The sequence below is a fragment of the Arthrobacter sp. L77 genome (assembly GCF_000816565.1).
GTDB classification, from domain to species: Bacteria; Actinomycetota; Actinomycetes; order Actinomycetales; family Micrococcaceae; genus Arthrobacter_D; species Arthrobacter_D antioxidans.
The window spans coordinates 485134-498798 of record NZ_JWSU01000006.1; the positions used below are offsets into that span (position 1 = coordinate 485134).

A 13665-nucleotide genomic window follows, 5' to 3' on the forward strand; every position below is an offset into this window, starting at 1 on the left:
GTTGGCACTGCACCGCTGCTGGAAGCTGCGGTTCGACCCCGATGCGGCGGGTGCCGCTACGGAGTCAGGTTCTTGAGGTGCACCCGGTGCGCGTCCGCGAGGACCTTCTCGGCGAGCTTGATCTCGGATGCCGATCGCGCTGCGTCCCATCCGAGCAGGGGCGCCAGGGTGTCGGCGAGTTCCGCGAGCAGCTCCCCGGTGACGAGTCCCCGGAAGGCGAGCGATGTACGGCGGATCAGGACGTCGATCAGGTGGCCGATCTGCTCGTTCTCCACCATGTAGGCGAGTTCGCGCGTGCTCAGCTCCTTCGTGGAATTGAACACCCTGTCGGGGCCCGCCGTCACGTATTCGATGACGTCCGTGGCCCGTGTCCCGTAGCGGGTCAGCAGCACCTCCACGCGGGCTTCGTCGACTCCGGGGCGCACGGCCTTCCTGACCCAGGCCCGCTCGGCGGCCTCGTCGGTCGGGAAGTCCAGGCCTCCGCCGATCGCCACACCCGCCGTCGAGGTCTTGCGCGTGGCGCCGAGGGCGGCCAGGGTCTCGTCGGTGAGGTGCTCCGACAGTGCGCGGAACGTGGTCCACTTGCCGCCGACGAGGCTCAGCGTCGTGACCTTCCGGCCGCCGAGCTTCTCCTCGCGCTTCTCGATGCGGTAGTCCCGCGAGACGAAACCGGGCTGCGTCTCGTCATGCCGCGGCAGGGGGCGCACACCCGAGAAGCTGTAGACGATGTCCTCGTTGGAGACCTTGATGTCCGGGAAGACGTGCCCGATCAGCTCGAAGAAGTAGTCGATCTCCTCGTCGGTGCACACGGCCTGCTCGTTGACGTCCACGTCGATGTCCGTGGTACCGACCAGGACGCGATCGCCCATGGGGTAGATCAGGACGATCCGCCCGTCCACGTGTTCGAAGAAGATCTCGGTGCCGTTGCAGGCCCTGAGCAGCTCAGGGTGGTCCAGCACGATGTGCGAGCCCTTGGTGCCGCCCATGAAGCGGGTCTCCGTGCCGAGGGCGGCGTTGGTCCCGTCGGTCCACGCGCCGGTGGCGTTGACGACGACGTCGGCCTGGAAGGAGAAGGTCTCGCCGGTGAGCTCGTCGCGCAGCAGCACGCCGTCCTCGCCCGTGCCGATGGCGCTGACGTAGTTCGCGGCGCGGGCGCCCGGGTTGGCGAGCTTCCCGTCGCGCAGGACGTCGAGGGTCAGGCGCTCGGGGTTGTGCACCGAGGCGTCGAAGTAGGTCGCCGCGTACTTGATGTCCTTGCGGACGTCGGGCATCGCGGCGAGGGCCTTCTTGCGGCCGACGAACGAGTGGCGGGGCACGTTGCCGCCGTCGCGCGAGAAGAAGTCGTACATGGTGAGGCCGGCCTTGATGAGCACGGCGCCGCGCTCGACCTGCTTGCCCTGGCGGTGCGTCAGGAAGCGCATGGGAGCGGAGAGGATCCCCGAGAACGTCGTGTAGATCGGGATGGTGGTCTGCAGGGGCTTCACGTAGTGGGGCGCGATGCGCATGAGTGCGTTGCGCTCGACGACGGACTCCTGGACCAGGCGGAACTCGCCGTTCTCGAGATACCGGATGCCTCCATGGATCATGTGCGAGGACGCGCCGGATGCGCCCTGGCAGTAGTCGCCACGCTCGACGAGCGCGACGTCGATCCCCTGGAGTGCGAGGTCGCGGAACGTACCGACCCCATTGATGCCGCCACCGATGATCAGGACCGTTGCCCGGGGGGTGTCCCGGAGCTCCTGCACCACCTTGCGGGTCGATGTCATCGTGCCTTCACCGTTGATCCGGTCGGCTGGAATGCTCAAGGTACTACTCCGTAACGTCAATGTCGGGATTGGTTACTGCACTCCTCATTCTTCGAGCACTGGGAATAGCAGTCAACCGCATTGCACAAACGTGCAGCCCGGGTCACACTGACGGAATGACGACGACGAGGGGCAGCATCGAGGCGGACGAGCCGGCACGGGAACGGTCGCCGGGGTCCCGGTCCCGGGACGCCCTGAGGGCCGCCCAGATGTACTACCTGCAGGACCTGACCATGAACGCCATCGCCCGGGAACTGCGCACGTCGCGGTCCACCGTGTCACGGCTCCTCTCGATGGCCCGGGAGACCGGGCTGGTGCAGATCCAGGTCAACAATCCGTCCGAGCGGGCGCCCGCACTGGAGCAGCAGATCCGGCGCCGCTTCGCCGTGGAGGCGCACGTGGTGCCGGTGGCGGATTCCGTGAACGACTCCGAGGTGCTCGACCGCGTGGCGATCCAGGCGGCCAGGACCATCGGGCCGCTCGTCGACTCCAACGCGATCATCGGCGTGGCCTGGGGCTCGACGCTCAGCGCGGTCAGCCACCATCTCACGCGCAAGCAGACCCATGACAGCACGATCGTCCAGCTCAACGGGGCAGGCAACACCCAGACCACCGGCATCACGTATGCGAGCGAGATCCTGCGCCGCTTCGGGCAGGCCTACGGGGCACGCGTGGAGCAGTTCCCCGTGCCCGCGTTCTTCGACCACGCGGAGACGAAGACGGCGATGTGGGACGAGCGCAGTGTCCGGCGCATCCTCGATCTGCAGCGCCGGATGACCATGGCGATCTTCGGTGTCGGTTCCATCGGTGCGGGGGTCCCCAGCCACGTGTACAGCGGCGGGTACCTCGACCGCGAGGATCTCGACACCCTGGAGAGGGACGAAGTGGTCGGGGACGTTGCCACCATGTTCTTCAGGGCCGACGGCAGCCACCGCGACATCCTCCTGAACGGGCGCAGCACGGGCCCGGACCTCGACGCCCTGAGCCGGGTCCGGCGTCGCATCTGCGTGGTCTCCGGCGAGTCGAAGATCGACGGCCTGCGCGGCGCCCTTGCCGCGGGCCTGGCGACGGACCTCATCCTCGACGAGGGATCGGCCCGCCGCCTCCTGCACGCCTGACCGGCTGCACGCCCGGACCACACACCGATCGCCCGTGCAGCGGAGCGCCCCCCCGGCCGGTCCGGCTAGAGCGTGAGGACGATCTTCCCGCGGACCTTTCCCGACGCGAGACGGTCCAGGGCCTGGGCGGCCTCGCCGAGCGCGAACGTCCGGTCGATGCTCGGCACGATCGCGCCGGCGTCGATCAGGGGCAGGAGCCGCTCGAGGCTGTCCGCCCGGACGAGGGCCAGCAGCGTCGTCAGCCTCTGCGGAACGAACGGGGACAGCGCGAGCGCGGTGAACTGCCGGTGCAGGCCGCCCGTGAACCGGCCACCCCCTTCCCCTCCGACGATGACCGCGGTGCCCCTGCGGGTGAGGGATCGGCGGAGGCGCGCCACCGAGGGGTTCCCGCCGATGTCGAGGACCACGTCGTAGGCCTCCCGCCCGTCCGCGAAGTCCCCGGACTCGTAGTCGACGGCGCGGTCCGCACCCAGGGCGAGCACGTAGTCGCGCTTCGCGCCGCTGCAGACGGCTGTGACGTGCGCTCCCGCCGCCTTGGCGAGCTGGACGGCGTAACTGCCGACACCGCCGGAGGCGCCGAGGATCAGCACCTGCTGGCCCTCGGCGACGCGTCCGAGGTCCTGCACCGCCTTCAGGGCCGTGACCGCCGACACCGGGACGGCCGCCGCCTGGGTGAAGGACAGGCCCGCCGGCTTGTGCGCGAGGGACTGCTCCGAGGCGGCGGCGTAGTCGGCGAAGGTGCTCCGCCCGCCGCCGAGGACGTCGTCGCCGACGGCGAAGCGCGTGACCTGTGCGCCGACCGCGACCACGACGCCCGCGAGATCCATGCCGGGGACGGGATTCCTGGGGCGACGCAGACCGAAGGCGAGCCGTCCCAGGTAGGGCAGGCCGGTCATGGTGTGCCAGACCCCCCTGTCGACACCGGCCGCCCGCACCTGCACCAGCACCTCGTCCTCGGCGATGTCCGGCACCGGGACCTCGCCGAGGTGCAGCACGTCCGGTCCACCGAAGACGTCCTGCACGACGGCGCGCATGGTCCCCGTCGTCGTCGTCGTCGTCGCCCGCCTGCCAGGGAATCGCCGCATGACCGCCTCCTCCGGGCCGCGCACGGTGCACTGTCCCGATTGCGGGACATCGTATCCCCGGCCCCAGGACACACGGCGCCCCGCGCGGAGGCGTCCGCGGCTCCACGGGACCCGCAGCCTCGGTAGAGTTCCCCCATGATCTCCTCCGTCCCCCGCGCGCCGCTCGCCGATGGCCGTTCGATCGACGTCATCGGGTACGGCGTCTACAAGGTGCCGCCCGCGGACACCGCGGCACTGTGCTCGACGGCGCTCGACACGGGGTACCGGCTCCTCGACACGGCGGCCCTGTACGGCAACGAGGCCGGCGTCGGCGCCGCCGCGCGGGCCTACGCCGGCGAGCGCGAGGACCTCTTCATCACCTCCAAGGTGTGGAACGACGACCACGGGTACGACGCCACCCTCCGGGCCTTCGACGCCAGCCTGCGGCTGCTGGGCCTCGAGTACCTCGACCTGTACCTCATCCACTGGCCCTGCCCGTCCAGGGACCTGTACGTCGATTCCTGGCGGGCCCTCGAACGGCTCCACGCCGACGGGCGCGTCCGGTCCATCGGCGTCTCCAACTTCCAGCAGGCCCACCTCGAGCGCCTGCTCGCCGAGACCGGGGTGGTCCCGGTCCTCAACCAGATCGAACTGCATCCCTACCTGCAGCAGCGCGCGCTCCGCTCCTTCCACGACCAGCACGGCATCGCGACGCAGGCCTGGAGCCCGCTCGGGCGCGGCAACGTCCTCACCGATCCGGTCATCGCCCGGATCGGTGAGGAGCTGGGACGCACGCCCGCGCAGGTGATCCTGCGGTGGCACCTCCAGCACGGCATCCTGACCATCCCGAAGGCCAGCTCGCGCGAGCGGATCAGCTCCAACCTGGACGTCTTCGGGTTCCGGCTCGACGACGGCCAGGTCGCGGCACTCGACGCGCTGGAGCGCGACCAGCGCTTCGGCTCGCACCCCGACAGGGTGGGCTGATGCGGCAGGCCGTCGTGCACACCCTGGCGTGGGAGGGCACCCTCCAGCGCGTCTGGGACTTCCCGGCGATCGAGGCACCCGGCGCCCCGCAGGGCCGGCCGATCGTCATGGTGCACGGGTTCCGCGGCGACCACCACGGGCTGCTGCGCCTCGTGGAGGAACTTCCCCGCCACCGGGTCCTCCTGCCGGACCTGCCCGGCTTCGGCCAGGGCGAGGAACTGCCCGGTACGCACGACGTCAGCGCCTACGCGCGCTTCATCACCGACTGCTCGCGGCGCCTCGCCCCGGGGCCGCGTGTGCTGCTCGGGCATTCGTTCGGCTCGATCGTCGCGGCGGAGGCGGTGGCACTCGCGCCGGACCTCGCGGCGGCCCTGATCCTGGTCAACCCCATCAGCGCCCCCGCCCTCGAGGGACCGAGCCGCACCGCGTCCCGTGTCGCGGAGGCCTACTACGTGGCAGCGGACCGCCTGCCCGAGGCCGCGGGCCGGGCCCTGCTCTCCCACCCCGCGATCGTCCGCGGCATGAGCGTCTTCATGGCCAAGACGACGGACCGGGCGCTCCGCCGCTGGATCCACGACCAGCACCGCGCCTACTTCAGTTCCTTCGCCAGCCGCCGGGTGGTCCTCGAGGCCTTCCGCGCCTCCATCTCCGGGACCGTCCGTGATCACGCCCGTGCGCTGGAGCTGCCCGTCCTGCTCGTCGCCGCGGCGGAGGACGACATCGGGTCGGTGGAGAGCCAGCGGGAGCTCGCAGCGCTCATCCCGACGTCGACCCTCGAGATCCTGCCCGCCGTCGGCCACCTCGTCCACTACGAGAAGCCGCGCGAGGCGGCGCTCCTGATCGGGAGATTCCTGGAGGCCGTCCCCGCATGAGGATCCTGTTCGACGCCCGCTTCACCCGCACCGACCACCACGACGGCATCAGCCGGTACGGGGCGAGCCTGATCGCCGCGCTGGCCGCGACCGACGACGTCGTGATGCTCATCAGCGACCGCCGCCAGCTCGCCCTCCTCCCGGAGGTCCCGCACGTGCTGATCAACAGCCCGCTCTCCCCCGCGGAGCTGTTCGTCGCGGCACGCATCAACCGGCTGGAGCCCGACGTCGTCGTCTGCCCGATGCAGACCATGGGCTCCTGGGGCCGCCGGTACCCCCTGGTGCTCACGCTGCACGACCTGATCTACTACCAGAACCCGGCGCCCCCGTCCTTCCTGCCGCTGCCGGTGCGTGCGCTCTGGCGGCTCTACCACCTCGCCTACTGGCCCCAGCGGCTGCTGCTGGACCGGGCGGACGTCGTCGCCACGATCTCCGCGACGACGGCGGAGCTGATGCGCCGCCACCGGCTGACCCGGCGGCCCGTCCTGCTCGTGGGCAACGCACCCCAGCCGACGCGGCGGCGCCGCGACCCCGCCGCGCCGCGGTCGGCGTCGCTGCTCTACATGGGGTCCTTCATGCCGTACAAGAACGTCGAGACGATCGTCCGCGCCATGGAGGCCCTCCCAGGGCACACACTGCACCTGCTGAGCAGGATCTCGCCCGCACGCCGGTCGGAGCTCGAGGCGCTCGTCCCCGCGGCGGGGCGCGTGGTCTTCCACGACGGCGTCACCGACGCCGAGTACGAGGACCTCCTCGACGGGTCGACCGCGCTCGTGACCCTCTCCCGGGCCGAGGGCTACGGCCTCCCGCTCATCGAGGCGATGGCGGCCGGCACTCCCGTGATCGCCAGCGACATCCCGATCTTCCGCGAGGTCGGCGGGACGGCGGCCCTGTTCGTGGACCCCGACGATCCCGGCGCGCTCGCGGATGCCGTCCGGTCCCTCGACGACCCCGTCCGCTGGGCCGAGGCCTCCCGCGCAGGGCTGGAGCGGGCGGCGACGTACTCGTGGGCGGAATCCGCCGACCAGCTCCGGGACGCCTGCCGCCGCGCCGTCGGAGAGTTCACGCGCCGCCGGACCCCGCGCCCCTTCCGCGCGTCCTCCCGCGCGTCCTCCGGACGAAACAACCCATGACGGACCTGCAGTGCCCCGCCACGGCGATCCTCCTCGACGCAGGCGCTGGGCCGCCGCCCTGGCTGGGTCGCCACAGGGTCGCCGCCCGTCTCGAGCTGGCGGATCCCTGCGACGTGTCGGCCGTCGTCGAGGAGACGGCGGACCGGTTCCGGGGCGAGACGTTCGCCATCGCCGCGCCGGCCGACGCCATCGTGCTCGCCCTCCGCCGCCGGGGGCTGCCGGGCGGGCCGCCACTCCTGGTGGATATCGACTCGGACGGCTGGCGCCTCGCGCCCTGACCGGCGGGGACGGCGCGCTACGTCCGCGCCGACGTCCAGCCGCGGGCGTGGAGGCCCTCGATGCCGTCCAGCAGCAGGTCGAGGGCGAATTCGAACTCGTATTGGTCATCGCACCCGCGCCCGACCACGCCGTCGTCGTCGTGCGCCGCTGCCCTCGCGATCCGGAGGACGTTCGGGAACCGGCGGGCCATCGCCTCGAGCTGCGCGGCGTCGGGGGGAGCCGAGCCTGCTGACGCACTGTCGACAGCAGCATCCCCGGCCGGGGTCTCCCTAGCATCGAAGAGTTCCTGGGTGAAGCCCCACATCCGGCTGCCCAGCGCATGCATGACGTGGTGCGTCAGATCGACCGAGAACCCCCGGTCGAGGAACATGCCGATGAACGAGTCCGTGTAGGCGAGCACGGCCGGGGTCCGGGTGGTCCGGGTCTCGAGGACCTGGCGTGCCCAGCGGTGCCTCTGGAGGACGGCCCGGGCCGAGAGGACCCGACTCCGGACGGTGGTCCTCCACTCCTGCCCCTCGAGCGGCGGATCGATCTCGGCGACGATCACGTCCACCATGCCGTCGAGCAGGTCCTCCTTGCTGGAGACGTGCTTGTAGAGCGCCATCGGCACCACCCCCAGGTCCTCCGCGAGTGTGCGCATGTTCAGGCCACCCACGCCCTGCCCGTCGGCCAGGGCGACAGCGGCGGTGAGTACCGCGGCCCTGCTCAGCCGCATCCGCGGCGACGTCCTGTGTCCTGCCATCATCTCCCCGTTCCCGACCGACCCTTGACGGGTGTACAACGTACACCTACGCTGATGCCCACGAAGTGTACGCCGTACACTCTACGCCGGGCCGGCGGTCCTCCGACACAGGGCCGGGGTCACCGGCGCACGGCAGGACGGACAGCGCAGAAGGACGGCGCAGAAGGGCAGGACGGCCGTGACGAGCACCCGACGAGCCGAGGAAGCCGCACCCGGGCCGCAGGGCACCACCCCGCACCGGCCGGCGTGGCTGGTCCCCGCGGGACTGATCCTGCTGGGCCTCATCCCCGTCCTGGCCGGGGCCGCCCGCCTCGCGGAACTTGCCGGCGGGGCCGAGGTCACCGAGCGGAACGCGCGCTTCGTCGAGTTCCCCGTCCCCGTCGTCCTGCACATCCTCGGCGCCACCCTGTACGCAGTGCTCGGAGCCTTCCAGTTCCTCCCCTCCCTGCGGCGGGGCGGGCGGAGCCTGCACAGAGTCGCCGGCCGGATCCTCTTCCCTGCCGGGCTGGTGGCGGCGCTCACCGGCCTGTGGATGGCCTGCTTCTCCGCGCTCCCGCCCGGTGACGGCCGGCTCCTCCTCGCCTTCAGGCTCCTCTTCGGGACCGTGATGGTCCTCAGCCTGGTGCTCGGCGTCCGCGCCGCGGTTCGCGGGGACACCAGGACCCACGGCGCGTGGATGACCCGCGCCTACGCGATCGGTCTCGGCGCGGGCACCCAGGCCCTGATCCTGATCGTCCCGGAGCTCCTCGGCAGTCCGCCCGGAGTGACGCTGCGGGCCCTGCTCATGGGTGCCGGGTGGATGATCAACCTCGGCGTGGCGGAGGTCGTCATCCGCCGGCGGACACGGTTCAGGGCTCCCCCGGCTCCCGGCGGATCCACGGACGGGCATCGGTCACCGCGCGCCGGGATGCCGCGGGTCCCCCGCTAGAGCACGTCGAGTGCGTCGAGCCTGATGTGGACCGGCTCGCCCGTCCGCCGGGCGGAGAGGGCGGCCCGGCGGGCCCGGAGCACCTTCGTGACGCCGGCGGCCGCCCGGTAGGAGAAGAAGAGCAGCACGCGATGGCTCCCCTGCCCCGCCAGTGCGNGGCCGGGGCGCCGCGGTCGGTGCCGCGCTTCGGGCCGGCGAGGGCCCGTGCGGCCAGCACGGCCTCCCGGCGGACATCCGGCGGGACCGGCGCGGGGCCGACGACGCGCACGGCGCCCTCGGTCTCCAGCCCGTCGAGGAAGTGGGTGAGGGCCTCCCGGGTGCCCGTGAGCACCGCGTACCGGACGGCCGGCGGAAGCCCGAGCTCGTGCCGCTCGGCCAGTTCGCGCGAGGCCGCCCCGGCGGGATCCCAGCGGACGAGGTGGCCGACGGCGACGTCGTCGTCACCCGTGATCACCACGGTCCCGCCGGCGGTGGCGGGACGCGCGAGGATCGCCGCGGAGAGCCAGCGGCGCAGCGCGTCCTCCCCGGCGCGCATCGATTCGCGGTTGAGCAGGGCGTTGCCGTCGAGGAGGATGACGGCCGCGTACCCTCCCGCGGCCACGGGTTCGGCCCCCGGGGTGGCGACGACGACGGCGGGTACGTCCCGGACGTCGTCGACGATGTGCTCGCCGGCGGAGGAGATGACCGGGACGCCGGGGAACGCGCGTCCCAGCTCCTCGGCGGTCCGGGTGGCGCCCGTGACGGTGGCGCGCATCCGGGTGCCACCGCATTCCGGGCAGGCCCAGTGGTTGTCCGGCCGCCCGCACCATCGGCACGCCGGCGGTGCGTGGTGCCCGGGTTGGGCCAGCGGCCCCGCGCAGGCCGTGCAGCGTGCGGCGTGGCGGCACCGGTCGCAGGCCAGGGCCGGGGAGAAGCCCGTGCGCGCGACCTGCAGGAGGACGGGCCCGGTCTTCAGCCCCGCCTGCGCCGCGGCCCAGGCGGCGTGGGGGATGCGGGCCTGCGCGGCCAGCGGGTCCCGCTCCATCTGGTAGGCGTCGGCGGCGTGGATGACGCGGGGCGCCGACCGACGGACCTCGTTGCGGTCGGCCTGGATGGCGTGCGCCCAGCCGGTGTCCACGAGGCGCTGCGCCTCGGTGGTGCGCCCGAAGGAGGAGAGCAGCATCGCGGTTCCCTCCTGCTCCGCGCGCAGCAGCAGCACGTCGCGGACGTGCTGGTACGGTGCACGCTGTTCGACGTGCTGGTCGTCGCCGTCGTCCCACAGGCAGACGAGCCCGAGGTCACGCACGGGCGCGTAGGCGGCGGACCGCGTGCCGACGGCGACGGTCGCCGACCCGTGGAGGATGCGCAGGAAGTTGCGGTACCTCGGTGTCGCGCCGTCCTCGCCCGTCAACCGGGCCACCGCCGGCGCCCCGAGACGGGCCACGAGGGCGGCCTCCATGCGCGCGAGGTCCCGCTGGTCGGGGACGACGACGACCGCCCCCCGGCCCGCGGACGCGGCAGCCGCGACGGCGTCGGCGATCTCCTCGTGCCAGGCCGTGGGACCGTACCCGCCGAGGCTCGTCAGGACGGCGCGGGGCGATTCGCCGGAGCGGAGGTGCTGCAGGTAGGAGAGGCCGTTCGGGTAGCGCCGGAAGCTGCCGGAGGAAGGCCGTCCCACGGCGACCGGCAGCATGCCCGCAGCCTCGGGGTCGACGGGATCGAGGGGGTCGGCGCCGGCGTCCGAGGGCTCCGGCGCGGCCTCCCCCGCCGCGGCCTGGCCGTCGAACTCGGCCTCGACCCGCGCCATGCGCGGAGGGACGGCCGACCGCAGGACGTCGCTCACGGTGCCGACCGACCGCGCGGCGACGGCCGTCGCGAGGGCGAGGACCTCGGGGGTGAGGACCTGCTGGGGGGAGACGACCTTCGCGAGCGGCAGGAGTGTCGCCGTCGTGCTGGCCTCCTGGACCCGCTCCGCGAGGAAGCCTGCGTGCTCGCGCCCGGCGAACCGCACCTTGACCCGCACGCCGGGCTGGGCCTCGGCGTCCATGGCGGCGGGCACCGCGTAGTCGAAGAACCGGTCGAGATGGGGAAGCTGCGCGTCCAGGATCACCCGGGCGATGGGCAGCGACGAGGCCCGCTCGGGATCGGCCTGCGGCAGCCGGGCAGCCCCGAAGCCGTGCAGCAGCGACAGCTGCCCGTCCGTCACGTCGGACACGCGGGTGGTGTGGGTCATGACGTTCCGGCCGCCCCCTCCCGTGTCAGGCGTTGAAGTAGCTCCTGAGCTTGTCCACGCGGTCGATGCGCTCCCAGGTGAAGCCGTCCTCCTCGCGACCGAAGTGCCCGTGGGCCGCGGTGCGCTGGTAGATGGGCCGCTTGAGATCGAGGGCGTTGATGATGCCGAGCGGGCGGAGGTCGAAGACCTCGCGGATCGCGGCGCCGATCTTCAGCGGATCCACGGTCTCGGTGCCGAAGGTCTCCACGTAGATGCCCACGGGCTGGGCCATGCCGATGGCGTAGGCGATCTGGATCTCGGCCCGACGGGCGAGGCCGGCCGCCACGACGTTCTTCGCGACCCACCGCATGGCGTAGGCCGCCGAGCGGTCCACCTTCGACGGGTCCTTGCCGCTGAACGCGCCGCCGCCGTGACGGGCCATGCCGCCGTAGGTGTCGACGATGATCTTGCGTCCGGTCAGGCCGGCGTCGCCCACGGGCCCGCCGATCACGAAGGCCCCACCGGGGTTCAGGATGTGGCGGACCGACGACGCGTCGAGCTCGGAGGCTGCCAGGACCGGGGTGACCACGTGCTCGACGAGGCCGGCGCGCAGTTCCTCGAGGGACACCTCGGCGGAGTGCTGGGAGGAGACGACCACGGAGTCGATCGAGACGGGGCGGTCGCCGTCGTACCCGACGGTGACCTGCGTCTTGCCGTCCGGGCGGAGGTACGGGAGGGTGCCGTCCTTGCGGACGGCGGTGAGGCGCTCGGACAGCCGGTGCGCGAGCCAGATGGGGGCGGGCATGAGCACGGAGGTCTCGTCGCTCGCGTAGCCGAACATGATGCCCTGGTCCCCTGCGCCCTGGGCGTCGTAGGGATCCACACCCGTCCCCTCCCGGGTCTCGAGGGAGGTGAACACCCCGGAGGCGATCTCGGGGCTCTGCTGCCCGATGGACACGGACACGCCGCAGCGGGCGCCGTCGAACCCGTTGGCCGAGGAGTCGTAGCCGATGCCGAGGATGGTCTCGCGGACGATCTGGGGGATCTCGACGTAGGCCTCGGTGGTGACCTCGCCCGCGACGTGCACGAGCCCCGTGGTCACGAGGGTCTCCACCGCGACGCGCGAATCCGGGTCCTGTTCGAGCATGCCGTCGAGGATGGCGTCGCTGATCTGGTCGCAGATCTTGTCGGGGTGACCCTCGGTCACCGATTCCGAGGTGAACAGGCGCAGGGGGGAACCGATGCTGGGAGGAATCACGTGCTCACTCTACTTGGTCGGAGGGACGTTCCTGCGTGGGACCGGCGGGATCAGCGGGACAGCAGGCGCGCCGCATGGGCGATCACGGCGTCGGCGACGACCCGCTTGGAGCCGTGCACCGCGGCCGGCTCGCTGCCGTCGGCGTCGAGGATGGTGACCTCGTTGGAGTCCTTGCCGAACACCCGGTCCGCGCCGACGACGTTGAGCACCAGGAAGTCGCAGCCCTTCCGGGCGAGCTTCGTGCGGGCGTGGGTCAGGGGGTCGGCCGCGGCGTCTCCCGTCTCGGCGGCGAAGCCGGCGATGACCTGCGGCCGCGCGCCGGCGTCCCGGGCGAGTACGGCCTCGCGGAGCACGTCGGGATTCCGGACGAGGGTGATCACCGGGTCCGTCCCGTCGTCGCTCTTCTTCATCTTGGCCGCGGCGACCTCCGCGGGACGGAAGTCCGCGACGGCGGCGGCCATGATCAGCACGTCCGTGGTGGGCAGCGCGCCGAGGACGGCGTCCCGCAGCTGGAGGGCGGAGTCGACGCGCACGACGTCGCAGCCGGCGGGCGGCGCGACGTCGGCGTGGGCGAGCACGAGGGTCACACGGGCACCCTGCGCGAGGGCGGCCTCGGCCAGGGCCATCCCCTGCTTGCCGGAGGACCGGTTGCCGAGGAACCGCACCGGGTCGAGGGCTTCGCGCGTGCCGCCCGCGGAGATGGTGACGTGCCTGCCCTGCAGGCTGCCGCCGTCCCCGGGGCGGGCGACGACGGCCATGACCGCCGCGAAGATGTCGGCCGGCTCCGGGAGCCGGCCGGGGCCGGAGTCCGTTCCGGTGAGGCGCCCGGAGGCCGGTTCGAGGACGGTGACGCCGCGCGAGCGGAGGGTCTCGACGTTGGCGCGGGTCGCCGCGTGCTGCCACATCTCGGTGTGCATCGCGGGAGCCATGACCACGGGGCCGTGCGCCATGAGAAGCGTGCCCGTCAGGAGGTCGTTCGCGAGCCCGGCGGCGGCCCGGGCCAGGACGTCGGCGGTGGCCGGCGCGACGACGACGAGGTCGGCCTCGTGCCCGAGGCGCACGTGGTTCACCTTGTCGACGTCGTCCCAGACGCTGTTGCTCACGGGGTGGCCCGACAGCGCCTCCCATGTGGCGGTGCCGACGAAGCGGGTGGCGGCGTCGGTGGGGATGACCGTGACGTCATGGCCGGACTCCGTGAAAAGACGGAGGAGGGATGCGGCCTTGTAGGCCGCGATCCCTCCTCCGACACCGAGGACTACGCGCACTGGCTATCCGTGCTCGGGGCTGCCGG

General features: G+C 72.4%; 12 protein-coding genes. 6 read left to right on the forward strand and 6 right to left on the reverse strand.

From position 1 onward, the window contains the following. Positions 1 to 56 precede the first annotated feature (56 nt). Positions 57 to 1766, reverse strand: a complete 1710-nt coding sequence (locus RY94_RS12430; RefSeq protein WP_043446567.1) for a glycerol-3-phosphate dehydrogenase/oxidase — start codon at positions 1764 to 1766, stop codon at positions 57 to 59. A 155-nt stretch (positions 1767 to 1921) separates the two neighbouring features. On the opposite strand from RY94_RS12430, the gene RY94_RS12435 reads away from it, so the two are divergent. Continuing rightward, positions 1922 to 2923 (forward strand): sugar-binding transcriptional regulator, encoded by a 1002-nt coding sequence (locus tag RY94_RS12435; RefSeq protein WP_052274316.1) that lies wholly within the window; start codon positions 1922 to 1924, stop codon positions 2921 to 2923. Between the two features lie 65 nt (positions 2924 to 2988). On the opposite strand, the gene RY94_RS12440 is transcribed toward RY94_RS12435, so the two are convergent. Next, a complete protein-coding gene (locus RY94_RS12440; RefSeq protein ID WP_231554520.1) occupies positions 2989 to 4008 on the reverse strand; it encodes an NAD(P)-dependent alcohol dehydrogenase in 1020 nt (339 codons plus the stop codon). 138 nt (positions 4009 to 4146) lie between these two features. On the opposite strand from RY94_RS12440, the gene RY94_RS12445 reads away from it, so the two are divergent. Genes RY94_RS12445 through RY94_RS12460 form a run of 4 tightly spaced genes read left to right on the forward strand, consistent with a single transcriptional unit; the run spans position 4147 to position 7254 of the window. Then, positions 4147 to 4971, forward strand: a complete 825-nt coding sequence (locus RY94_RS12445; RefSeq protein WP_197060685.1) for an aldo/keto reductase — start codon at positions 4147 to 4149, stop codon at positions 4969 to 4971. Beyond that, the gene (locus RY94_RS12450; protein WP_043445504.1) at positions 4971 to 5843 is read left to right on the forward strand and encodes an alpha/beta fold hydrolase; all 873 of its coding nucleotides are present in this window, start codon (positions 4971 to 4973) and stop codon (positions 5841 to 5843) included. The genes RY94_RS12445 and RY94_RS12450 overlap by 1 nt, the downstream gene beginning before the upstream one ends. Then, positions 5840 to 6976, forward strand: coding sequence for a glycosyltransferase family 4 protein (locus RY94_RS12455; protein ID WP_052274317.1), 1137 nt, complete (start codon positions 5840 to 5842; stop codon positions 6974 to 6976). The genes RY94_RS12450 and RY94_RS12455 overlap by 4 nt, the downstream gene beginning before the upstream one ends. Next, entirely contained in the window at positions 6973 to 7254 is a 282-nt protein-coding gene (locus tag RY94_RS12460) for a hypothetical protein (protein ID WP_043445507.1), read from the forward strand. Before RY94_RS12455 ends, RY94_RS12460 begins: the two co-directional genes overlap by 4 nt. Before the next feature lie 17 nt (positions 7255 to 7271). On the opposite strand, the gene RY94_RS12465 is transcribed toward RY94_RS12460, so the two are convergent. Continuing rightward, positions 7272 to 7970: a TetR/AcrR family transcriptional regulator C-terminal domain-containing protein gene (locus tag RY94_RS12465; RefSeq protein WP_231554521.1), complete on the reverse strand. Its 699-nt coding sequence runs from the start codon at positions 7968 to 7970 to the stop codon at positions 7272 to 7274. 205 nt (positions 7971 to 8175) lie between these two features. On the opposite strand from RY94_RS12465, the gene RY94_RS12470 reads away from it, so the two are divergent. Then, positions 8176 to 8925, forward strand: a complete 750-nt coding sequence (locus RY94_RS12470) for a DUF2306 domain-containing protein (RefSeq protein WP_082046323.1) — start codon at positions 8176 to 8178, stop codon at positions 8923 to 8925. On the opposite strand, the gene RY94_RS12475 is transcribed toward RY94_RS12470, so the two are convergent. The 3 genes from RY94_RS12475 to coaBC are packed head-to-tail and all read right to left on the reverse strand — an operon-like array spanning position 8846 to position 13639. Beyond that, positions 8846 to 11137 carry a primosomal protein N' gene (locus RY94_RS12475; RefSeq protein WP_197060672.1) on the reverse strand — a complete coding sequence of 764 codons (2292 nt, stop codon included), beginning with the start codon at positions 11135 to 11137 and terminating at the stop codon, positions 8846 to 8848. The two genes, RY94_RS12470 and RY94_RS12475, sit on opposite strands and share 80 nt — an antisense overlap. Before the next feature lie 25 nt (positions 11138 to 11162). Continuing rightward, a complete protein-coding gene (metK, locus tag RY94_RS12480; RefSeq protein ID WP_043445510.1) occupies positions 11163 to 12374 on the reverse strand; it encodes a methionine adenosyltransferase in 1212 nt (403 codons plus the stop codon). Positions 12375 to 12424: 50 nt separating this feature from the next. Next, entirely contained in the window at positions 12425 to 13639 is a 1215-nt protein-coding gene (gene coaBC, locus RY94_RS12485; protein WP_043445513.1) for a bifunctional phosphopantothenoylcysteine decarboxylase/phosphopantothenate--cysteine ligase CoaBC, read from the reverse strand. Positions 13640 to 13665 lie beyond the last annotated feature (26 nt).